The organism is Variovorax sp. 10N420, from assembly GCF_056394705.1.
In genome coordinates this window covers 1-22,737 of record NZ_JBFTIJ010000009.1, presented here as the reverse complement: position 1 = coordinate 22,737, position 22,737 = coordinate 1, and the positions used below count along the sequence as shown (strand labels likewise).

19 protein-coding genes are annotated in these 22,737 nt (G+C 61.4%); 13 read left to right on the top strand and 6 right to left on the bottom strand.

Translation table 11 applies throughout. From position 1 onward, the window contains the following. Positions 1 to 40: 40 nt before the first annotated feature. Positions 41 to 556, top strand: a complete 516-nt coding sequence (gene ssb / locus AC1DEK_RS21895; RefSeq protein ID WP_478127396.1) for a single-stranded DNA-binding protein — start codon at positions 41 to 43, stop codon at positions 554 to 556. A 102-nt stretch (positions 557 to 658) separates the two neighbouring features. Here the strand turns inward: ssb and AC1DEK_RS21890 are convergent, their stop codons facing one another. Further along, positions 659 to 1,105 (bottom strand): outer membrane lipoprotein, encoded by a 447-nt coding sequence (locus AC1DEK_RS21890; RefSeq protein WP_478127395.1) that lies wholly within the window; start codon positions 1,103 to 1,105, stop codon positions 659 to 661. Between the two features lie 260 nt (positions 1,106 to 1,365). On the opposite strand from AC1DEK_RS21890, the gene AC1DEK_RS21885 reads away from it, so the two are divergent. From AC1DEK_RS21885 to AC1DEK_RS21865, 5 genes are read left to right on the top strand one after another with little or no spacing between them, the layout of a single operon-like run. After that, entirely contained in the window at positions 1,366 to 2,784 is a 1,419-nt protein-coding gene (locus tag AC1DEK_RS21885; protein WP_478127394.1) for a basic amino acid/polyamine antiporter, read from the top strand. A 13-nt stretch (positions 2,785 to 2,797) separates the two neighbouring features. Further along, positions 2,798 to 4,066 (top strand): arginine deiminase, encoded by a 1,269-nt coding sequence (gene arcA, locus AC1DEK_RS21880; RefSeq protein WP_478127393.1) that lies wholly within the window; start codon positions 2,798 to 2,800, stop codon positions 4,064 to 4,066. A gap of 30 nt (positions 4,067 to 4,096) precedes the next feature. Then, positions 4,097 to 5,539 carry a basic amino acid/polyamine antiporter gene (locus tag AC1DEK_RS21875; RefSeq protein WP_478127392.1) on the top strand — a complete coding sequence of 481 codons (1,443 nt, stop codon included), beginning with the start codon at positions 4,097 to 4,099 and terminating at the stop codon, positions 5,537 to 5,539. 27 nt (positions 5,540 to 5,566) lie between these two features. Next, positions 5,567 to 5,794: a LapA family protein gene (locus AC1DEK_RS21870; protein ID WP_478127391.1), complete on the top strand. Its 228-nt coding sequence runs from the start codon at positions 5,567 to 5,569 to the stop codon at positions 5,792 to 5,794. 32 nt (positions 5,795 to 5,826) lie between these two features. Next, entirely contained in the window at positions 5,827 to 6,204 is a 378-nt protein-coding gene (locus AC1DEK_RS21865) for an SHOCT domain-containing protein (protein ID WP_478127390.1), read from the top strand. A 22-nt stretch (positions 6,205 to 6,226) separates the two neighbouring features. Here the strand turns inward: AC1DEK_RS21865 and AC1DEK_RS21860 are convergent, their stop codons facing one another. Next, the gene (locus AC1DEK_RS21860) at positions 6,227 to 7,786 is read right to left on the bottom strand and encodes a phospholipase D family protein (RefSeq protein ID WP_478127389.1); all 1,560 of its coding nucleotides are present in this window, start codon (positions 7,784 to 7,786) and stop codon (positions 6,227 to 6,229) included. A gap of 75 nt (positions 7,787 to 7,861) precedes the next feature. On the opposite strand from AC1DEK_RS21860, the gene AC1DEK_RS21855 reads away from it, so the two are divergent. Further along, positions 7,862 to 8,860: an LLM class flavin-dependent oxidoreductase gene (locus AC1DEK_RS21855; protein ID WP_478127388.1), complete on the top strand. Its 999-nt coding sequence runs from the start codon at positions 7,862 to 7,864 to the stop codon at positions 8,858 to 8,860. A gap of 41 nt (positions 8,861 to 8,901) precedes the next feature. On the opposite strand, the gene AC1DEK_RS21850 is transcribed toward AC1DEK_RS21855, so the two are convergent. Beyond that, entirely contained in the window at positions 8,902 to 10,611 is a 1,710-nt protein-coding gene (locus tag AC1DEK_RS21850; RefSeq protein ID WP_478127387.1) for a long-chain-fatty-acid--CoA ligase, read from the bottom strand. 118 nt (positions 10,612 to 10,729) lie between these two features. On the opposite strand from AC1DEK_RS21850, the gene mnmA reads away from it, so the two are divergent. From mnmA to AC1DEK_RS21825, 5 genes are all read left to right on the top strand, one after another. Further along, on the top strand, positions 10,730 to 11,899 hold the full coding sequence (gene mnmA / locus AC1DEK_RS21845; RefSeq protein WP_478127386.1) for a tRNA 2-thiouridine(34) synthase MnmA: 1,170 nt from the start codon (positions 10,730 to 10,732) through the stop codon (positions 11,897 to 11,899). An 813-nt stretch (positions 11,900 to 12,712) separates the two neighbouring features. Beyond that, positions 12,713 to 13,972, top strand: coding sequence for an HlyD family secretion protein (locus AC1DEK_RS21840; protein WP_478127385.1), 1,260 nt, complete (start codon positions 12,713 to 12,715; stop codon positions 13,970 to 13,972). Between the two features lie 23 nt (positions 13,973 to 13,995). After that, the gene (locus AC1DEK_RS21835) at positions 13,996 to 15,180 is read left to right on the top strand and encodes a cupin domain-containing protein (RefSeq protein WP_478127384.1); all 1,185 of its coding nucleotides are present in this window, start codon (positions 13,996 to 13,998) and stop codon (positions 15,178 to 15,180) included. A gap of 96 nt (positions 15,181 to 15,276) precedes the next feature. Beyond that, the gene (locus tag AC1DEK_RS21830; protein ID WP_478127383.1) at positions 15,277 to 15,699 is read left to right on the top strand and encodes a hypothetical protein; all 423 of its coding nucleotides are present in this window, start codon (positions 15,277 to 15,279) and stop codon (positions 15,697 to 15,699) included. A gap of 203 nt (positions 15,700 to 15,902) precedes the next feature. After that, complete coding sequence (locus AC1DEK_RS21825) at positions 15,903 to 18,056, top strand: peptidase domain-containing ABC transporter (RefSeq protein ID WP_478127382.1); 2,154 nt, start codon at positions 15,903 to 15,905, stop codon at positions 18,054 to 18,056. Positions 18,057 to 18,064: 8 nt separating this feature from the next. Here the strand turns inward: AC1DEK_RS21825 and AC1DEK_RS21820 are convergent, their stop codons facing one another. From AC1DEK_RS21820 to AC1DEK_RS21810, 3 genes are read right to left on the bottom strand one after another with little or no spacing between them, the layout of a single operon-like run. Continuing rightward, positions 18,065 to 18,565, bottom strand: a complete 501-nt coding sequence (locus tag AC1DEK_RS21820; protein WP_478127381.1) for an NUDIX hydrolase — start codon at positions 18,563 to 18,565, stop codon at positions 18,065 to 18,067. Positions 18,566 to 18,567: 2 nt separating this feature from the next. After that, positions 18,568 to 20,910, bottom strand: a complete 2,343-nt coding sequence (locus tag AC1DEK_RS21815) for a CHASE2 domain-containing protein (protein WP_478127380.1) — start codon at positions 20,908 to 20,910, stop codon at positions 18,568 to 18,570. Between the two features lie 10 nt (positions 20,911 to 20,920). After that, on the bottom strand, positions 20,921 to 21,631 hold the full coding sequence (locus AC1DEK_RS21810) for a response regulator transcription factor (protein ID WP_478127379.1): 711 nt from the start codon (positions 21,629 to 21,631) through the stop codon (positions 20,921 to 20,923). A gap of 237 nt (positions 21,632 to 21,868) precedes the next feature. Here AC1DEK_RS21810 and AC1DEK_RS21805 point away from each other — a divergent pair. After that, the coding region (locus tag AC1DEK_RS21805; protein WP_478127378.1) for an NAD(P) transhydrogenase subunit alpha at positions 21,869 to 22,737 on the top strand (869 nt) is incomplete at its 3' end.

Below are 22,737 nucleotides of genomic sequence, written 5' to 3'. Positions count from 1 at the left end.
CGACTCACAGAATTACTGGCATCTCCCAGGGGCAGTACATATGGCATCGGTCAACAAAGTCATCCTCGTCGGCAATCTCGGACGAGATCCGGAAACGCGTACCTTCCCGAGCGGCGACCAAGTGTGCAACGCGACCTTGGCCACCACTGACAAGTGGAAGGACAAGCAAAGCGGCGAAATGCGCGAAGCCACCGAGTGGCACCGTCTGGTGTTCAACGGCCGGCTGGCCGAAATCGCGGCCCAGTATTTGCGCAAGGGCTCGCAGATCTACGTCGAAGGGCAGATCCGCACCCGCAAATACACCGACAAGGACGGTGTGGAAAAGTACGCCACTGACATCCGCGTCGATCAAATGCAGATGCTCGGCAGCCGCCAGGGACAGGGCGCCCCGTCCGGCGACGACGACGGGGGGGGATATTCGCAAGGGGGGGGGCAAGGCGGCGGCTATTCGCGTCCGCCCGCATCCGCTCCGCGCGCTCCGGCGCCAGCACCGCGCCAGGCGCCCTCGAAGTCATCTTCGGGCTTCGACGACATGGACGACGACATCCCGTTCTGATCGGGCTCGTTCACCTCACCTCACCTCGCATTGAAAAGGGCCGGTTCGCAGTGAACCGGCCCTTTGTCTTTGTGCTTGTCGGCTCGTTGTAGCCGGACGAACTCAACCTTGCGGGATCACGCGTGCACCATCGCCGCTGCCCTGGATGTACACGCGCTGCCCGACGCGCAGTCCGGGCGTGACCGGCTGCGTGACCTCGACCAGCACGCCGCTGGCGGTGCGAACGAAGATCTGCTGGCCCTCCAGCGGCCGGTCGTACCTGCGTGCCACTTCGGAGCCCGCCATCGTGCCGCCGATGGCACCGACCACCATCGCGACGTCGCGCCCGGTGCCGCCGCCGATCAAGCTGCCGACGCCGACGCCCGCGAGGCCACCGAGCACCGCGCCGACACCGGTGTGATGCGAGCTCGGGATCTGCGTGGGCATGATCTGCTCGATCACACCCTGCCGGATCGCCATCGTGTCGGTTTGAGAGCCTGGCGCCGCGCAAGCGGCGAGGACAAGGGTGATCGCAATTGCTGCGAGCCGAGAGAGAAGTCGCGATGTCATTGGAATATCTCCTTCCACAAGAATGAAAAAAGATGATCGCATCAGGTGCGCAATGGGCAATTGAACCAATGTGCATTGGCGCTTGCCCCTTGGGGCAATGAACGCCGATGCCTCACCGTCTCGCGCATCCTTTGTCGACTTGACAAAGATTTGAGGCGCACTGATGCTGAGCCCGCCCTATAGAGCAAGGGGCAAGCACCCAAAGGTGCGCGCACTTCCCACAACAACCAGCAGGTCGCTCGCGACCATCGAGGAGACCCATGGCTGCTGAACAGAAGATGTCCCGCATGCAGCTCACCGCGATGGTGGTCGGTGGGATGGTCGGCGCAGGGATCTTCTCCTTGCCGCGGACTTTTGCGAACGCCACGGGTCCACTCGGTGCCGTCATTGCCTGGCTGATTGCAGGCACGGGCATGTACATGCTGGCGCGCGTGTTCCAGGCATTGGCCGAGCGCAAGCCGGACCTGGACGCTGGTGTCTTTGCCTATGCCAAGGCGGGCTTCGGAGACTACCCGGGCTTTCTGTCCGCCTTCGGCTACTGGATCGGCAGTTGCATCGGCAATGTCTCTTACTGGGTGCTCATCAAGTCCACGCTGGGCGCCTTCTTCCCTGTCTTCGGCGACGGCAACACGGTCGTGGCCATCGTTGTCGCGTCGCTGGGCATCTGGCTCTTTCACTTCATGATCCTGAAGGGCGTGCAGCAGGCCGCCTTCATCAACAGCGTTGTCACCGTCGCCAAGATCATCCCCATCGTGGTCTTCATCGTCATCCTGATCTTCTCGTTCAAGATGGACCTCTTCAGCGGCAACCTGTATGGCGGCGATCTCACCGGGAGCATCTTCGAGCAGGTGAGAGCGACGATGCTCGTCACGGTCTTCGTCTTCCTGGGTATCGAAGGCGCGAGCGTCTATTCGCGCTACGCCAAGGAGCGCTCCGACGTCGGCAAGGCCACGATCATCGGTTTCATCGGCGTCACCGGGCTCATGGTGCTGGTCACGATGCTGCCTTACGCCGTGCTGCAGCGCGCGGACATTGCCGGGATGCGACAGCCCTCGATGGCTGCCGTGCTCGAGGCGGTCGTCGGTCCCTGGGGTGCGGTGTTCGTCAGTGTCGGGCTCATCGTCTCGGTGCTCGGCGCCTATCTTGCGTGGTCGCTGATCTGTGCCGAAGTGATGTTCACTGCTGCGAAGACAAAAGACATGCCGGCCGTCTTCGCCCGCGAGAACGCCAACAAGGTGCCGGCCAATGCGCTCTGGCTGACCAACATCATCGTGCAGCTTTTCGTCATCAGCACCTACTTCTCGCGCGATGCGTTCGCGCTCATGCTGAACCTCACGAGCGCGATGGCGCTGATTCCGTATCTCTTCGTGGCGGCCTATGGCTTCATGATCTCCAAGCGCGGCGAGAGCTACCAGGTGCGGCCGCAGGAGCGCCGGCGCGATCTCATCATGGCTGGCGTGGCCGTCATCTACACGGTCTTCATGATCTACGCCGGGGGGCTCAAGTTCATCGTGCTCTCGGCCGTTCTCTATGCCCCGGGGACCATCCTCTACATCTGGGCGCGCCGCGAACAGGGCAAGCAAGTCTTTACCCCCGTGGACTGGATCATTTTCGTCGTCGCCGTGCTGGGTGCCGTCTACGGCATCTACGGATTGGCGACGGGACTCTTCACCATCTGATTGGAGACACATCATGGCCAAGACAAGTGCGGGCAATTCGAATGCGGCTGAATTCGGCGTTCACTCCGAGGTCGGCCAGCTTCGCAAGGTCATGGTTTGCGCGCCCGGTCTCGCGCACTCGCGCCTGACGCCGAGCAACTGCGACGAGCTCCTCTTCGACGATGTCCTGTGGGTGGAGAACGCCAAGCGCGATCACTTCGATTTCGTGACGAAGATGCGGGACCGCGGCATCGAAGTGGTCGAGATGCACAACCTCCTGGCCGAGACCGTGGCAGTGCCAGAGGGCAAGAAATGGATCCTCGACAACCAGGTGGTGCCCAATCAGGTGGGCCTGGGTTTCGTCGACGAACTGCGCAGCTATCTCGAAGGCCTGGACAACCGCGCATTGGCCGAGACCCTCATCGGAGGCCTCTCCACCCACGACTTTCCCGAAGCCCACGGCGGCGCCGCGCTCAAGGTCGCCAAGGAAGCCGCGGGCGGCACCGAATACCTCCTGCCGCCGCTGCCCAACACGCTCTACACACGCGACACTACTTGCTGGATCTATGGCGGCGTGACGCTCAATCCGCTGTTCTGGCCCGCGCGGCACGAGGAAACCATCCTCACCACCTCCGTCTACAAGTTTCATCCCGACTTTGCAGGCAAGGTCAATGTGTGGTGGGGCGACCCGACGCAGGACCATGGCCTCGCGACGCTCGAGGGCGGCGACGTCATGCCCATCGGCAAGGGTGTCGTGCTCATCGGCATGAGTGAGCGGACATCGCGCCAGGCCATCAGCCAGCTTGCGGCCACGCTGTTCAAGAAGGGCGCGGCGCAGCGCGTCATCGTCGCGGCCATGCCGAAGATCCGCGCGGCGATGCACCTGGACACCGTCTTCACCTTTGCCGACCGCGACTGCGTGCTGCTGGCGCCGGACTTCATGAACAAGACCAGCACCTTCTCCTACCATCCCAGCAGTCATCCGAGCGGCGTCGAGCTGCGCAAGGAAAGCAAGTCCTTCGTCGATGTCGTCGCGCAGGCACTGGGGCTGAAGAAGCTGCGGGTGGTGGAGGCCGGCGGCAGCGACTATCAGCGCGAGCGGACCCAGTGGGACAGCGGCGCGAATCTGGTGTGCGCATCTCCCGGCGTGGTCTATGCCTACGACCGCAACACCTACACCAACACGCTGCTGCGCAAGGAGGGCATCGAGGTGATCACCATCGTAGGCGCCGAACTTGGTCGGGGCCGCGGCGGCGGTCACTGCATGACTTGCCCGATCAGCCGCGATCCCGTGGACTACTGACCACGAATCAGGAAGTCGCGCTCGACCGGCATGACCACTTCGAAGGACCAGCAGCTTTCGCTCGGCGCACTGATCGCCCTCGTCGTCGGCTCGATGATCGGCTCGGGCATCTTCGCCCTTCCGTCAGCGTTCGGGAGGTCGACAGGTGTCGCCGGCGCGCTGATCGCGTGGACGATCGCCGGTGCCGGGATGCTCATGCTGGCCTTCGTCTTCCAGACCTTGTCTCGTCGGCGGCCCGACCTCGATGCCGGCATCTACGCCTATGCCAAGGCCGGTTTCGGAAATTACCTGGGCTTCGCTTCCGCAGTGGGCTATTGGATCGGGTGCTGCCTTGCCGACACGGCCTGCCTGATCCTCATCAAGGCAACGCTCGGACAGTTCTTTCCGGCCTTTGGCGATGGAACCACCGTCCTCGCGATCGTCTCCGCCACGGTCGTGCTGTGGGGTGTTCACTTCCTCGTGCTGCGAGGCGTGAAATCGGCGGCGGCGCTGAACACGATTGCGACGGTCGCCAAGATCGTGCCGATCGTCGTCTTCATCGTGGTCGCGATCGTCGGCTTCAGGGCGGACATCTTTGCCTGGAACTTCTTTGGCGGCGAAGAGCGCAGCCTGACGAGCGTCGCCAACCAGGCGCGCAGCACGATGCTGGTCACGGTGTTCGTGTTCGTCGGCATCGAAGGCGCGAGCGTCTATTCACGCTACGCCAAACGGCGCCAGGACGTGGGCCTCGCCACCGTGCTGGGATTCCTGGGCGTGCTGTGCCTGCTGATCCTCGTCACGATCCTTTCATATGGCGTGCTCTTGCGCCCGGACCTTGCCGCGCTGCCCACGCCAGCGATGGCGGGAGTCATGGAAGCATTGGTCGGCTCCTGGGGCCTGATCTTCATCAGCGTAGGCCTGCTGATCTCGATCCTCGGCAACTATCTTGCCTGGTCGCTGCTCGCCGCGGAAGTGCTCCATTCCGCGGCCAAGAACCAGACGATGCCCGCCTTTCTCGCGCGAGAAAACAAGAACCGTGTGCCCGCAGCTGCGCTTTGGCTGTCCAACACAGTCATCCAGGTCTTCCTGCTTGTGACGTGGTTCGCCGAATACGCGTTCACGCTCGCCCTGAAGATGACGAGTTCGATGACGCTGATTCCGTATCTGCTCGTCGCTGCCTATGGATTGAAGCTCGCCTGGACCGGAGAGACCTACGTCGTCGATGGCCGTGGTCATGATCGTGGCCGCACTGGCGATTGGGTGCGCGGCGCGATCGCGACCGTGTACGCCGCCGGAATGATCTACGCCGGCGGATTGAAATTCCTTTTGCTCTCGGCAGTGCTCTATGCGCCGGGGACTCTTCTTTACTTGGTCGCACGGCGCGAACAGAAGGAGCGAATCTTCACGCGGCCCGAGCTGGGCGTTTTTGTGGTCGTGGTCGTTGCCGCCGTCGCGGCGGTCGTCGCGCTTGCTTCGGGCGCGATCGCTGTCTGAGCAGCCCTTTTACTTGGAGAAAGTCACATGACCCGCTACCTCTACATCGCGTTGATCGTGATCTTTGTCGGCATCGTCGTGCTCTTCAAGATCCAGAACATGGAGTCGGTGACGGTGTCGCTGTTCTCGATGAGTGTCACGTTGCCGACCTCGGTCATGGTCTTGCTGGTCTACGTCCTCGGCATGTTCACCGGGGGCTTCGTCCTCGGCCTGCTGCGGACGTGGACAAACAAGGCGACTTCGCGTACTTACTAGTCTTTCAATCTCAACAACATAGAGGAAGTTAAATGAGCAATTTCTGGGACCTGATTCAACTGCTGCTGTCGACCTTTGTCCTCATCGTCTACCTCCTCATTCTTTTTCAGATCATCGGCGACTTGTTTCGCGACTCTGAACTGGGCGGCGGATTCAAGGTGCTGTGGATCATCGGGCTCATCTTCATCCCCGGGCTGACGGCGATCATCTACATCATTGCGCGCGGCAGAGGCATGGCCGAAAGACAACGCGCCAGCCTGCAACGGGCCAAGTCCGACACCGATGCATACATCCGCCAAGTGGCCGGAAAGTCGCCTGCGGAGCAGATCGCCGATGCCAAGGCGCTGCTCGACGCCGGCACCATCACTCAGGAAGAGTTCGCGCGACTCAAGGCCAAGGCGCTGTCCTGATCCTGGCCCCGGCCGTCGCCCTTCAGAGATAGTCTTCCGGGACCAGCGGCTGCAGGAGCAGTCGCTGCAGACTATTCAGCAGCGAGATGCCGGGCTCATGGTCGACGGCCTGGTCGTCGTCCTCGTCGGGCGGCACCCACGCCAGCATGCCTCCCTCCGACTCCCGGCGGATGTGGTAGGCCTCGGCCTTCATGGCGTCCACAATGCGCAGCGCCTGCTTCGCGAGTGCGGGGCTGTCGATGGCGACGCCCAGCTCGGTGTTCTTGCGCGCCGATCGGGGATCGAAGTTCAACGAACCCAGCAGCACCATTTGTTCGTCGACGACCGCCAACTTCGCGTGAAGGCGTCCTTTCGATGAGCCACCAAAACCGAAGATCGGCTTGCTCTCGGCGGTGGTGGTCGCGCTGACCTCATAGAGCTCTATACCGGCCTTGACGATCCGCGGCCGATAGCGCGAATAGCCGAAATACACCAGTGTCGAGTCGGTGGCGGGAAGTGAATTGGTGACGAGCGTCATGTGGACCCCCTTGCTTTCGAGGCTGCCCAGCACCTCCATGCCGCGCTTGCCCGGCACCAGATAGGGCGAGATCAGCACCAGCTCCGTGCGTGCGCCGAGCATCTGGCTCAGCGCTCCGGACATGAGGCTGGTGTTCTCGACGTCGTCGGCGCCCTGCAGTCTCTTCGACGGGAGATCCGCCACCGCATAGGCGAGTCCCGGGACCAGCGTGAGCCGCTGCGCCCGCAGTTCGGTGCTGAGGGGCTCGAGCTCGAGAAGATCCCGGGTCGGAAGATCGATCTCGATGTGCGCCGCACTGGCAGGCAAGAGCTCGCGCAGCAGTGCGTCCCGCGCGCCGGCCGGCGGTTGATAGCTTGAAAGATACGCCGCGGGAAAAGACTCTTCGCTGTTCCAGTAGCGATCGAAGAGTATCCCCAACTGCGGCACGACGCGCCCCGCGGCGACGGCGTCCAGGTCAATGAAGTTGGCCACCAGATTGCGGGCAAAGTATTCGTCCGCAATGTTGCGGCCGCCGACCACCGCGAGCGCACCGTCGGCGATCAGCAGCTTGTTGTGCATCCGGTGGTCCAGCCGCCGCAAATCCCCCAGCGAAGTCACGACCCGGCCCGAGAGGTTCGATCGGGCGCAGCAAAAGGGATTGAACAGGCGGATTTCAAGATTCGGAACGTCCGTGAGCGCCTCGATGAGCTCTTCGGCCTTCGTGGTGTTCAGGTCATCCAGCAACAGCCGCACACGCACGCCTCGGGCTGCCGCATCGCGCAAGGCGCCGAACACTGCCCGGCCCGAGGCGTCGTTCTCCATGATGTAGTACTGAATGTCCAGTGTCCGTGTCGCGCGTTCGATGAGCGCCAATCTGGCGTCCAGCGCATACGAGCCCAATGGCAACAGGCGGAAGCCCGACTGGGCGTCGGCCGGAAGTTGCGAGGCGGCGAGCTGGGCGAGCGGGCTTTCGGCGGAAGAGACCTGGAGACTGTACGACTCGTGCCGCTCTACGGCGACGGGAAGCGAGCCGCAGGCAGCAAGTGCCAGACCGAGGAAACCCGTCCATATGAAGCGCAGTGACATCCCGCGAGCCTACCCGCTGCCGGGCCAATATCCCTTCGGCATCCGAAACCGGGCAATCCGAGCCAAGATAGCGGCATGGTTCCCTTTTCCATCCTCGATCTTTCCCCCATCACCGAAGGCAGCGACGCCGCCCAGTCCTTTCGCAATTCGCTGAGCCTCGCCCAGCATGGCGAAAAGCTCGGCTACCGCCGCTACTGGCTGGCAGAGCACCATGGCATGCCGGGCATCGCCAGTGCGGCGACGGCGGTGCTGCTCGCCTTCGTCGGCGCCGGCACTTCGACCATCCGGATCGGCGCCGGCGGTGTGATGCTGCCCAACCACTCGCCGCTCGTCATTGCCGAGCAGTTCGGAACGCTGGAGTCGCTTTACCCCGGCCGCGTCGACCTCGGGCTTGGCCGCGCACCCGGTTCGGACCAGCGCACAGCGCAAGCCCTTCGCCGCGATCTCCAGTCCGATGCGGACCGGTTTCCGCAGGACGTCATCGAGCTGATGGACTTCATGTCCAAGGAGCCTCGCCAGTCGGTTCGCGCCGTACCAGGCATGGGGCTGGAGGTGCCGATCTGGATTCTGGGATCGAGCACCTTCGGAGCGCAGCTCGCCGCTCACCTGGGACTTCCTTATGCCTTCGCCTCCCACTTCGCGCCGCAGCAACTGATGCAGGCGATCCAGATCTATCGCGAGACTTTCAAGCCGTCCGCACAACTGGCCAAGCCTTATGTGATGCTGGGCTTCAATGTCTTCGCAGCGGAGACGGACGAGGAGGCCGCGTTCCGCGCGACGTCATGGCAGCAGGCTTTCGTGAACCTGCGCAGCGGCCGGCCCGGGCGCTTGCCGCCGCCGGTCGCGGGCTATCGTGAGCGTGTCGGTCCGGCGGAAAATGCGCTGCTCGATTCGGTTCTGTCGTGTTCCGCCGTGGGTTCGCGCGACACGGTACGGGCGCGGCTGCAGGAATTCATCGACCAGACCGGCGCGGATGAACTCATGATCACCTCGCAGGTGTTCGAGCATGAAGCGCGGCTGCGGTCGTACGAGATCACTGCCGGACTTCGCGACGAACTTGCCGCGGCTCGCTGAGCCCGCCGCCAAGGTGCGGGTGTGGCCCCGGCGGACGCCGCCTATCGGCGCTTGCGCTCTTCCTCGTCGACAAGATCCTTCTTGGACAGCTTGCCCACTGCCGTCTTGGGCAGCTCGCTTCGAATCTCCATCGCGCCGACCATCTCGTGCTTGCCGAGACGATCCTTGAGGAAGAGCTTGAGTTCGTCCAGCGTGAAGCCTGCCGCGCCTTCCTTCAGCTTAATGAAAGCCTTGGGCGACTGGCCTCGGTATTCGTCAGGAATGCCGATCACGCACGCTTCGGCAACGTCGGGGTGCTCGTACAGCGCTTCCTCGATCACGCGCGGATACACGTTGTAGCCGCCGCACAGCAGCATGTCCTTGGTGCGATCGACGATGTAGAAGAAGCCGTCAGCGTCCATCTTGGCGACATCGCCGCTCTTGAAGTAACCGTCCGGTGTCATCGACGCCGCGGTGGCTGACTCGTTGTTCCAGTAGCCCTTCATCACATTCGGGCCCTTGATGCACAACTCGCCGGGCTGGCCGAGGTCGGCTTCCTTCGATGGATCGTCCAGGCTCATGAGCTTGAGGTGAATCCCCGGCAGCGGCATGCCGCACGAACCCGCCTTGCGCATGCCGCGCGCTGGCGTGAAGGTGCCGGTCGGTGACGTCTCCGTCATGCCCCAGCCCTCGTTGAGATGACAGCCTGTGAGTTCGAAGAAGCGGTGCTCCACTTCGACCGGCAATGGCGCTCCGCCGGAGCCGCAGAACTTCAACGAACGCAGGTCGGTTTCGCGCGCTTTCGGGTGATTGATGATGGCCGTGAACATCGTCGGCACGCCGGGAAACATCGTGATCTTCTTGGCGGCGAGGTCGTGCATCACCGCATCGAGGTCGAAGCGCGTGTGAAGCACCAGCAGTGCGCCCAGGCGGATGCCGAGCATCATGTTCACACTGAGCGCATAGATGTGAAACAGCGGGAGCACGGCCAGTATGCGTTCGACGCCCTGATCCAGGATCGGCGGATCGCCGCCTGTCGATTCGAGGTATTGCGCGCAGGCCGCCGACAGGTTGGCGTGCGTGAGCATCGCGCCTTTCGGCAGCCCGGTGGTGCCGCCGGTGTACTGCAACACCACGATCTCGTCGTCGACCGAGCGCACCACGTGCGGAACGAAGCGGCCATCGTTGCCCAGGAGTTGCGTGAAAGACATGTGCCGCTCGTCCGTTGGCACTTCGGCCAGTTGGCCGGCACCCTGAAGGTGCGCCCGAACTGCATCGCGGGCGGCGCCGTAGTCCGTGAGGCTGCCGACGATCAGCTTCTTGAGACGCGAATTGCCGATCAGGCGCGCCATGTGCGGGTAGAGCGATGCGAGGTCGAGCGTCACGAGAAAGTCCGTGCGGCTGTCCTCGACCTTGTGGGCCAGCACGCGCTCGGCATCCAGTGGTGAATAGTTCACCACCGTGCCGCCTGCCTTCAGGATGGCGAAGAACGCAATGGGATAGTGCGGCGTGTTCGGCAGGTAGAGACCGACGTGCACCCCCGGCCCGACGCCAAGCGCTTGCAGGCCCTTGGCCGCGTGATTCACGGCATCTCCGAATTCCCGATAGCTCATGACCTGGCCCATGAAGTCGATGGCTGGCCGGTCTGCCCATCGTGCAACGGTGTCATCGAGGATCTGTTGCACGGGGCAGGTGGGAAGCTTGGCATCCCAGCGCATGCCGGTCGGGTAGCACTTTGTCCAAGGCGTAGCGCTGGAGGCGGAAGGAACCATGTTTTTCTCCGGTTGACCTGTCGATTGTGGAAGCCGACCAGCCGCCGGCACGCTTGGGCCTCTCGGTGATTTCCCGGATACGGGCGACGGTTTGCGGGTGCTGGGACAATCCGCACCCATGAAAAAGCAGCGCATCGTGGTGGGCCTGAGCGGCGGAGTCGATTCCGCGGTCACGGCGCACCTGCTGAAAGAGCAGGGCCACGAGGTGGTCGGCATCTTCATGAAGAATTGGGAAGACGACGACGACAGCGAGTACTGTTCGTCGAATGTCGACTTCATCGACGCCGCGAGCGTGGCCGACGTGCTGGGCATCGAGATCGAGCACGTCAACTTTGCCGCCGATTACAAGGACCGCGTCTTCGCTGAATTCCTGCGCGAATACCAGGCCGGCCGCACGCCGAACCCTGACGTGCTGTGCAACGCCGAAATCAAGTTCAAGGCCTTCCTGGACCATGCAATGCGCCTGGGCGCGGAGAAAATCGCCACCGGTCACTACGCGCGTGTGCGGCTCAATGAGGTGACCGGCCGGCATGAGCTGCTCAAGGGGCTCGACCCGGCCAAGGACCAGAGCTACTTCTTGCACCGCCTGAACCAGCAGCAGTTGTCGAAGACGCTCTTCCCGGTGGGCGAACTGCGCAAGACCGAAGTGCGGCGCATTGCCGACGAGATCGGCCTGCCCAACGCGAAGAAGAAGGATTCGACCGGCATCTGCTTCATCGGCGAGCGGCCGTTTCGCGAGTTCCTCAACCGGTACATCTCCAAGGAGCCGGGGCCGATCAAGGACGAACGCGGTCGCCGCATTGGAGAGCACCAGGGCTTGAGCTTCTACACGCTCGGCCAGCGGCAGGGCCTAGGTATCGGCGGCGTCAAGCAAAAAGGCGCGCAGCGTGGCGCGGGTGAGCATGCACCTTGGTTTGTGGCTCGGAAGGATGTGGAGAGCAACACGCTTTGGGTGGTCCAGGGACATGAGCATCCTTGGCTGTTGTCACCGGCACTTGAAGCGGACGATGCAAGCTGGGTCGCGGGCGATGCGCCTTCGAACGGGGCTTATGCGGCGAAGGCGCGTTATCGGCAGGCCGATGCTGCGTGCCGGTTGGGCGACGGAGCCGATGGTGCGTTTCGGCTGGAATTCGCCGACCCGCAGTGGGCGGTGACGCCGGGGCAGTCGGCGGTGCTGTATGACGGCGAGGTCTGTTTGGGAGGGGGCGTGATCGCGCGAGCGGGCGGCACTGACCACGCATCGGATCAGGCAGCTCAGATGGCAGCGAAGCTCCAGACAACTCTGTAGGCGCGCGTGTTTCCACGGGCGAGCTGGTGCAACATGCTTCGCGAGCCTGCCGAGCCGCCTCAATGTCCGTTGGGCGCGAGCGAGTTCCAGCAAGCCATCGAGCGTAGTGCCTTCATGCAGGAAAGAGCCCACGTCCGGTCGGCTCGCGAGCTTCTCCAGCGTAGCGCAAGGTCAGAGCCCGTCACGGCCCCGGTGAGCCGGGCCTGACCGAAGCCGGGAAGTGGCACAAAGCTGCAAGACCACCCCTCGGTCCTCTCGCCCGAGGAACCTGTAGTGAGGCCGCTTGAGGACGGCCGCCATCCACTCGCATCTCGCAGCCGCGTCTGTGGCCGGCGAACCTTCCAGGGGGTGCGGGTTCTTGAGCACTGATCGTATGTGCGCAACAGTCCGGATGCTCAATTCGTCCAGCTGAATGACCATCGGTTGATGACCAGCCCCCGCAGTTGTCCGCCGTCTACCGAGGAATGAATCCGGCAGCACCGGGCTCGTCGTCAGTTTGAACGCCTCTTAACGACCGCCTCAGGCTCTCTTGCCGTTGGATAAGGTCGACAACGCTGGCAGGCTTCACGCACTTTGAGATTTGTCTCATTTGCCACCAGATCGACGATTCGTAGACTGATTTTCAAGCTGGGGTGTCTGACCGAGGAACAGTCCAGTTTTAAAGCCTGTACCTGTGAACTCGACTCCCTTCCCTTGGGCCGTAGTTCGAACCATGATGAACTGGAGTGGTCATGAAATCAGAAACAAACGGGCTGAACCATAGGCCAAGTTCACCCGGATGAATCAACTCCTCCGCGACTCTGGATTGCAGCCGTGAGCGTGTTCCGCGAAGAAGCTTTGAGACGTGGCGCTGAATCGCCGTACGGACCGATCGTGCTGGCACGGTCATGGCCGAGCTGGGTCTCGGTGCTCGCTGCAGTCCTGATCGGGTCACCAATCTGTGGCTACTTGATTCTCGGCAGCTACACCAAGCGCTCGACTGCAGTCGGTCTGATCGTGCCCACGCGAGGCACGATCCGCATCTTTCCTGCTGCGCCTGGGATGGTCACGCAAAGGCATGTTGAAGAAGGTCAACGAGTACGACGTGGGGAACTGCTTTTCGTCCTGTCAGATGATCGACGCGTGGCAGATGCGTTTGAGAACCAGCGGCTATCCGACAGCCAAGCCACTTCACTCGCACAACGCCGTGAAAGCATTCTGCGAAACATTCGTACGGTGCGACTTCTGCGAGATCAAATTCAAGAGGGATTGCGCACGCGACTACTGACGTTGCAAGACCAGCAGCGGCGCGTTCAACAAGAAATTGAACTGCATGACCGCCGCGTTTCAACAGCAACACGGATTCTGGAACGTCACCGCACTCTTGCAAAGGAGCGTTTTATCTCGGAAGTAGCACTTCAGGACAAAGAAGATCAAGTTGAGACAGTGCGCGTTCAAGTCATTGGCGCTGAGCGACAAAAGGCCGAGCTGGCGAGCACGATCGTCGCTGTCAAAAATGAGCTAAGTCAGTCTGGCGCGCACACGGAAATACAGATTGCAGAACTCGAACGAGATCTGGCGACTCTTGACCAAGAAGCCGCGGAAGCCCACACGCGCGATCGTTTGGCAGTTACCGCTCCGATCGACGGTGTCATCACGGCGATAACCGCGCAGCTCGGCCAGCCATCGGGCAACCAGGCGCTCGCGACACTTCTCCCGGATGGCTTCGAACTCGAGGTTCATCTTTTTGCGCCCTCGCGTGCCATCGGGTTTGTCGAGCCAAATCAGCGGGTAAGGATTCGCTACCAGGCCTACCCCTATCAGAAGTTTGGGCACTACGGTGGCGTCGTGACGGAAGTATCGCGAAGCCCTCTCCAGCCAAGCGAACTGAGTGCTACGGCGCCGCTGGCACTAGTCAGCCAAGAGGGTCTCTACCGCGTCGTCGTGAAGCCTGATTCACAGACGGTGAATGTTTACGGCAAGTCACTGGCACTTACCCCGGGAATGGCTCTTGACGCAGACATTGAACAAGAACGCAGACAGTTGATCGAGTGGATCTTTGAACCATTGTCTGGCTTACAAAAATTGTTTTAACGCACCAGGGAAGGGCTTTACCAATGGTCGATTTTGGGATCTCCGCAGAGGAGTTTATTGCCGACTACTATGAACGAAAACTGTGGATCCGCAGGGGTGCGTTCACTGGTTATCCAGTCAGTTGGAAAGACATCAATACGGCACTTTTCTCATGGGATCCAAGCGACGGCTTGCTTCAGCTCTTCAAGAATGGTCCCGTGCCTGCGGAGCGATACGTGGAGCGGTTCGCCGATCTCTCGCTGCATCGGACAAAGATAGTGAAAGAGGCGTTCTATCTTTACATGCGAGAGGGCGCCACCCTCGTTCTGAATCGTCTGGAGACGAAATTGGAGCCCGTGCACGACCTTGCAATGGAGATTGCGCGTTTCGTGGGCGAAAAAGCCGTTGCGAATGGCTATGCCGCATTCGGAGGCGAGGGTACCTTCGCACGGCACTGGGATACACACGACGTCTTTGCAGTTCAATTGATTGGGCGTAAGCATTGGCGCGTGTTTCCGCCCACATTCGAATTGCCACTGGCTCAACAAAAGAGCAAGCTGCACAAGCAGGAGTGTCCAAGCAGACCCGTATTCGATGGAATTCTGGAGGCAGGAGACATCCTCTACATTCCGCGCGGATGGTGGCATGAGGCCATCCCGCTGCCCGAGGAAGAGACCTTTCACATTGCAGTTGGCGTCCACCCAATGTTTCTCAGGGACTACATTGCTTGGTCATGCTTCAATACACTCCCGACCGCACTCGCGCTTCGACAATCAATAAAAGCTGAGAGCGCGGAAATGCCGGGCATTGTCGCGGCCGCGAAAATCGCAGGCGAACTGATATGCGACGAGGAGAACGTTGCCGCCTACAAGCGAGAGCTTTTTTTCAAGGAACGAGTGGTGTCTCGCTTCTCGCTCGAGACGCTGGGGAGACGTGGGAACTCCGTCGAAAAGATGGGCCAGTTTAGGCTCAACTCTGCCTACAAGACCAAGATGCCTTCAGCCGCTCAACCGGTGGTGAACGGTCAGGTCATTTCAGTTGACAGGAGTAGCGGAGAACATCTCGCCAAACTGTTTTCTCAGCCCGAAACTGCAGTCGAGTCGATATCAGTTTCCGCAGAGCAACAGTCGAAGATCGAGGCGCTCTTTCAGCATCTGACTGCGCACGACATTGTCTCGCCTGTCTTCGACGGCTCTTCATCAACTCCTCGCTCTTCAAAAGAGAAATAGTTTTGTGCTGGTTTTAATCCTTGGTCAAAGCAGCGCCGCCTGTGGAGAGAAATTCGTGTCGAAATATGGATCAATCCAACCTGGAAAATACTGCCAATGAAAATTAGAAATTCAACTTTACTGATCGCGTGCGCGGCGTTTTTGCCTTTTGCGTCTGCCGCAACAGTAGACGAGGAGCAGCAAACGAGTATTGAGGTTTTGATGGATGCAAAAGTTTATACGCGCGGACTCGCAGGATTTGCGGGACATCAGTTTGTGGCAGATATCGAATTTGAACGTATTTTGGCCAAACAAGGCGCGGAAAATGTATTTTTGAACGTCATAAGGTCAAAAAAATCGACTCCCGCCGCTCTGGCTTATGCTTTCTGCGGGTTGAAGAAATTGGAGAGCGACAAGTTGGATCAAATAAAGAAGACGCTCTCTGCAAGCGAGGCAGAGGTTGCGCAAATGCATGGAGACGTCATGAGAAAGGAGGCGCTATCGCGGTTAACGGAATCGATTTACGACAATGGTTGCTAGTTTTTAATTGAGAAGATCTAAATGAGAACTCTGAAAATTGAAGAGATGGAGCTCGTGGGTGGCGGAATGGGATGGTCCGGTAGCGAGACCTCAGATAACGTGATTGATTGTCGAGGGGACGTCTGTGCGCCGTACACGCCACCGGAGATCTGTTACGACGACAGAGATGGCGACGAATGAGCCAATAAACGCTCGATAATTTAATGATCATGGTGACTCTGCGAGAGCAGAGTCATTTTTTTTGTCTTGCGCCGCATAACGGCCTCAACAATTATTTGACGGAGAATATGCCCTCCTACTTACAGTCCACCAGCACTGAATGCGGCCTCGCGTGCCTTGGGTACATTGCTGCTCACCATGGCAGCTCTTACGAAATGTCCGAGCTGCGCGCGAAGTTCGGCATATCGATCCGTGGCACCAGTCTCGGCGAACTTGCCAAGACCGCGGGTGCTCTCGGTTTAGGTGCGCGGCCGCTAAGTCTGGAGCTTGAAGAAATTACCCAGCTGACCGTGCCTTGCATTCTGCATTGGGACTTGAGTCACTTTGTGGTATTGGTTGGTTGCAGGCGTGGAAAGCTTGTCCTACATGATCCTGCGCGGGGCACACGTCGTATCGCACTCGAGCAAGCCAGTTCTCACTTTACTGGGGTGGCGCTTGAACTCACACCCGCGCCTGAATTCAAGCGCATCACGCCTCGCCCAGCCGTTGAGTGGTTTCAACTGGTCGGAAAACTGAAGGGGATGAAGCGGAGCCTTGGACAACTCTTTGTCTTGGCTGCGATTTTACAGACTGTGCTATTAATAACGCCATTGTTCGCGCAATGGATCATCGACGGCGCGATCGTGTCCGGTGACATCGACCTGCTTGGGCTTTTATTAATCGGGCTGACACTCGCCACTCTCATCAAAGTTGGTCTTGAAGCTGCTCGTGGATGGCTGGGCATCGTGGCCTCGGTTCAGTTCGGCTTGCAGTGGTCTGCGCGAGTCATGGGGCATTTGTTGCATCTTCCGACCCAATGGTTCGAGCTCCGCCACACTGGCGACGTAATGTCTCGATTCCAATCGATGCAAAGCATCCAGCAGACGGTGACGGGGCGCTTGGTTGAGATAGTGCTAGATGGATTGTTCGCTGCAGTGACACTGGTTGTCATGCTGCTCTACAGTGCCAAGCTTGCTGCAGTTGCGGTGGCCGGGGTGCTCATCTATGCTGCGATCCGCATATTGCCCCACGACGCTTTTCACCGCGCCAACGATGAAGTGCTAACGCATGAAGCGAAGGCGCAGTCCCATTTTCTTGAAAGCTTGCGCGGTATCCAGACCATCAAGATTGCAGGTCTGCAGGAGCAGCGTGCGGCGCGTTGGCTGAACTTCGTCGTTCAAGCTACAAACCGTCGCACAAGCACGCAGAAGATGACCCTGGCCTTCGGTGCGGGTTACGGCCTTGTTTTTGGCATGAGTAGCATGGCCGTGCTCGGGTTGGGCGCGTCGCTCGCCATCAGCGGCACGCTCACGGTAGGGATGCTGATGGCGTTCATCGCCTACAAGGATGAATTTTCAGCGCGCTCGCAGCGGCTCATCGACAACCTGATGGCGCTGCGGATGCTCAGGCTGCACGCGGAGCGCTTGTCCGACATCGTGTTGACTGAGCGTGAAGCGTTGGGGCACTACGCGCCCACAGCGGCTACCGAATCGGACACCAAACCCGAGCCACCGACCGTCGCCCTTGACGATGTCAGCTTTCGCTATGGCAGCGGCGCACCGTGGGTGCTCCGCCATGTCAGCTTGGAAATCAAGTCTGGCGAGCACGTAGCTATTGTCGGCGCAACAGGATGTGGGAAGACTACCCTGGCCAAGATTGTGCTTGGCTTGCTAGAGCCGACCGAGGGAGTGGTACGAGTGAATGGCACGCCGCTCAACCACATAGGGCTCGGCAACTGGCGCCGACAGGTTGCTGCAGTGATGCAGGACGATCAGTTGTTCTCCGCCACTCTTCAGGAAAATATTGCCGCCTTCGACGACTCTATCGATTTGCAAAGAGTGAGCGGGGCGGCCGGGCTGGCCGCGATACATGCGGAGATTCTCGCGATGCCGATGGGATACTTCACTCTCAACGGCGATATGGGCAGCAGTCTTTCGGGTGGTCAGAAACAACGCATCCTACTGGCCCGCGCCTTGTATCGACAGCCCAGCGTCTTGATTCTTGACGAAGCGACCAGCCACCTTGATGTGACCAAGGAAAGGGAAGTGAACGAGGCTATCCGTAGCCTGCCAATGACGCGTCTTGCGATCGCTCATAGGCCCGAGACGATAGCCATGGCGGATCGAGTCATTGAGTTGAGGGTCTCCGGGTCGATTTGAGCCTGCGATCAATTGCAAGTCGTACGGCCTTTGCCGAAGCGAGATGATTGAACCGATTCGTCGACGTGGATCAGCTCGACCGGATATCGCCTCCCCGCCAGATAATCCTCCACGCACTGCAAGAGCAAGGGGCTCCGATGGCGCTCCTTGCTGGCCCGGATTTCATCCGCCGTCATCCACAGCGTACGCACGATTCCCTCGTCAAGCGCGCGCTCCGGCTCGAACGCGCCCAGCGTGCCGGCGAAGGCGAAGCGCATGTAGGTGATGTCCTCCTTGCGCACCGTCCGGGCCATGTAGATCCCGATCAGCGCCGTCGGTGTGAAGTGATGCGCGGTCTCTTCCAGCGTTTCGCGCGCGCATCCCTCGGCGGGTGATTCGCCAGGATCCAAATGGCCGGCCGGCGTGTTGAGCATGAGTCCGTCGGAGGTCTCTTCCTCGACCAGCAGAAAGCGTCCGTCCTGCTCGATCACTGCCGCAACCGTGACGTTGGGCTTCCAGCGAATTGCCATGTTCATTGCTCCTGAGTAGCCGCGGGTGCCAGCGCCTCCACCTCGGCCATCGTCGGCTTCGGCAGCACCAGGGTGACGGTGCAGCCCGTACCGGCGGCGCTGTCGATCTCCACGGTTCCGCCGTGGCGGTGCACGACGGTGCGCACCAGCAGCAGCCCGAGCCCGACGCCATGCACTTCCGGATGGCCTTCGTGGTGCAAGCGGTGGAAGGGCTGAAACAGCTGCGACTGTAGCTCGACGGCGATGCCGGGGCCCTCGTCTTGAAACGCAATGCGCCAGTGCCGTTCGTCCTCGCGGATGCTGCATTCAAGAGCGGCGCCTTGTGGAGAAAACTTGAGGGCGTTGCTCAGCACATTGGCAAATGCGCGGTTGAGCAGGTTGCGATCCGCAATGCAAAGCGCTTCTTCGGACCGGGTGACCAGCAGCACATCGACCTGCTGACGCTGCGCGCGCGCCCAGGCGTTGTCGATCGCCTGCCGCAGCAAGTCGATCAGGTCGAGCACCTCGGTGTGAAACGGTTCGGCTTCCGCGCGCGCGAGGTTGACGAATCCGTCGGCCAGTTCGAGTCCTGTCTGCGCGTGGCGCTCGATGCTCTCCAGCAGCGATGCTTGGGTGAACGCTTCGGGCCGCTCACGCGCCAGTTCGACGATGGTGAGGATCGCCGCGCTGGGTTCGCGCGCGTCATGCGAGATGAAGCGCAACGCCTCGTCGCGCTGGCTCTGCGCGCTCCTCATCTCCGAGATGTCGACCAGCGCAATCATCCAACCGGCATGCGCGCCGGCCGCGTTGAAGAATGGCACGCAGCGAAGCAGAAGCACGCGGCCCTGCGGATCCACGCTCTCGCCCACGATGGGATGCAGCTCGCGGCTGAGAGCGCCAAGCGGCATCATCGGCGCGCCCGTGGTGCGTCTGCGAATCTCGGCCAACAGGACGTGCACATCCTGCCCGATCATTTCTGCCAGGCTGCGCTGCCAGTAGCCCAACGCCGCGCCATTGGCGAGGACGACTCGGCCTGCGGTGTCCAGCGTCATGGTTGCATCGGGCAAGTGATCGAGGCCGTCGCGCACGAAGCGATGCATGTCGCGCATGTGATCGATCGCCGTTTGTGTCGCGACCATCTGGCGATCGAGAAAATCGCCCGCAGGTCGCCGCGCTGGCTCCAGGGCCCTTTGGCCGAGTTCGCGCGTCAATTCCTCAGTGCCCTTACGCAGGTAGCTGAAGGCCGCCGAAAGCCGCATCAGGCTCCACAGCGGATACAGCAGCAGCAAGCCGGTCACGCCAGCCGCCGGAGCGAACAGCACGCCCACCGATGGACGAGCGAGGTGAATGGCAAGCTGGAACAGCAGCATGGCGCCGACCAGCGCGATGACGCCAGCCGGCCTCAGCCACAGGACGCCGAGGAGCGCCACCGCCAGCGGCACGAGGTTGAAGAGCAAGTTCTGCCAAGGCTCGGCGACCGTGACATGCCGCCCGGAGATCAGGGTCTGCAGAACGTTCGCATAGATCTCGATCCCGGACATGAGGCCGGGCACGTCAGGCGCGACGTTGGCATGCAGATCTCCCAGCCCCGGTGCGGTCGGGCCGACGAGCACGTAGCGGTCGCGGAACACGTCGGGCGGCACGTTGCCGTTCAGGACTTCGATGTAGGAGACGGTCTTGAAGCGGTCCGCGCCACGCGAGAAGACGATTCTCTCCGGATTGGTGCGCAGCCAACTTCGTGGGTAGGCGTCGGCCCCAACCGGCGTGGGCTCCGTCGGCAGCGTGATTCGACCTTCCGCCGCATCGCGCAGCGCCAATGCGAAGTGCGGCCGCAGGCTTCCCGCGAAGCCCTCGTGCAGATAGACACTCCGCGCGATGCCGTCCCTGTCGAAGGCAAGCCGGCTATGGCCGATAGCGTCGGCGGCATCGGCCAGTTCGGGTGCCGGCAGGAGTTCCTGCACATCCCGGGCGCCCAGCGTACGGATCCGCATCGGCAGCACGATACAGCCGCTGTCGCTCATTGCTCGCGCCAATGCTGCGTCATCTTCCGGATGGCTCAGATCGCGCTCTACGAGCGGCAGGTTCAGCCCGACGCATCGCGGCGAATGAACGGCGATTTGCCGCAGCAGTTCAGCGTGCACCGATCGTCGCCAGGGCCAATGGCCGATTGCGGCGAGGCTCTCTTCGTCGATGGCCACCATGACGATGTCTTGCGATGGTGGTGAAGCCAACGCGGCGCGCGCGCTGTCTTGCAAGACCCGGTCGATGCGCGGCATGGGCCGGGTCATGCTGAGCAAAGTGACCAGCGAGAGCAGTCCCGCAGCGAGCAACAACCAGGATCCTCTGCGCCGGATCCAGTGCCTCATGTCCGGTGCTTCATGAATAGAGCGGCCGAAGCGCCTGGTCCTCGATGGCTTCGAGCCGGTAGCCCAGCCTGTACACCGCCGACAGCAGGAAGCCGTTGGACGGGACAAGGTTGAGCTTCATGCGCAGGCGCGAGATGTGCGTGTCGAGCGAACGGGAGGGCGTGTCGATGCCTTCTCCCCAGACGGCCTCGCGCAGATGTTCGCGCGACAGCAAGCGGCCCATGTTCTGGAACAGAAAGACGGCAAGCTCGTATTCGCGGTAGCTGAGTTCGATGGGCTGTCCACGGACGCGGAGCGCGCGCGTTGCGAGCGTGAACTGGTAGTCGCCGAAGACGAGGTCTGCTTCAAATCGGGCGGGGTATGAGCGGCGCAGCAGAGCGCGAACGCGCGCTTGCAGTTCTGCGAGCCGGATCGGCTTGACCATGAAGTCATCGGCGCCGGCAGCCAGTCCTTCGACCATGTCCTGCTCTTCGCGCCGATTTGTCACGAAAAGAATGGGAAGCCGGCTGTTGAGTTCGCCGCGGATCCTGTGGACGATGCTGGGGCCCTGCACGTCCGGAAGGCTCCAGTCGAGGATCAACAAGTCGTAGGTCTGCTGGCGGAGATCCCGCAGCAACGCCTTGCCTTCGCTGAAGGTGTGGCATTCGTGGCCGATGTTTTCCATCGTGTGCCGGATGAGTTCGAGCTGGCTCGCCTCGTCATCAAGCGCTGCAATTCGCATGGTCCATTCCCTGTATCTCGTTATGTCCCGCGCCAAGAATCTCTGTCTCGGTCGTGGGCGGCCCAAGTGTACCTATCGAGGTCGCTGCGTATGCTGAATCTGCTATTGAATTGGTAGCGCGACGCATAGAGCCGGCGTGTCATGGGTCCTTTCCGGTGGCGCGCAGCGGACACCGCGCGGGCCGGTTCTTCATGTAAGCTCTGGCGCCAATTCCCAAGCTACCCCGAGGAGACCTCCATGCTGATAGGCGTGCCGGCCGAAACTGTGCCAGGCGAGACCAGAGTGGCCGTGACTGCGGAGACCGCCAAGAAGCTGGTTGCGCAGGGCCACACCGTGCGAGTGCAATCGGGTGCGGGGGTGGCGGCGAGCCTGACCGACAGCGCCTATGAGGCCGCGGGTGCCGAGATCACCGATGCTGCCGGGGCCCTCGGCTGCGAGATCGTGCTGAAGGTGCGCTCGCCTTCTGACAACGAGATCGCGCTGATGAAGCCGGGCGCCGTGCTCGTGGGGATGCTCAACCCCTTCGATGCGCCCGGGCTGCAGCGCCTGGCATCGGCGGGGCTCACGGCCTTTGCSCTGGARGCSGCTCCGCGCACCACGCGTGCGCAGAGCATGGACGTGCTCAGCTCCCAGGCCAACATCGCCGGCTACAAGGCCGTGATGATGGCCGCGGACAAGTACCAGCGCTTCTTCCCGATGCTGATGACCGCYGCAGGYACTGTCAAAGCCGCTCGCGTGGTGATCYTGGGCGTGGGCGTTGCCGGCTTGCAGGCCATCGCCACTGCCAAGCGCCTGGGCGCCGTGATCGAAGCCTCGGACGTGCGCCCTTCGGTCAAGGAGCAGGTSGAGTCCCTGGGCGGCAAGTTCATCGAAGTGCCCTACGAGACCGCCGAAGAAAAAGAAGCCGCCGAAGGCGTGGGCGGCTAYGCCCGCCCCATGCCCCCGAGCTGGCTCGATCGCCAGAAGATCGAAGTGGCCAAGCGCGTTGCACAGGCTGACGTGGTCATCAGCACCGCGCTGATCCCGGGGCGCGCCGCTCCGACGCTCATCACCGAGGAGATGGTCAAGTCGATGAAGCCGGGTTCGGTCATCGTGGACATCGCCGC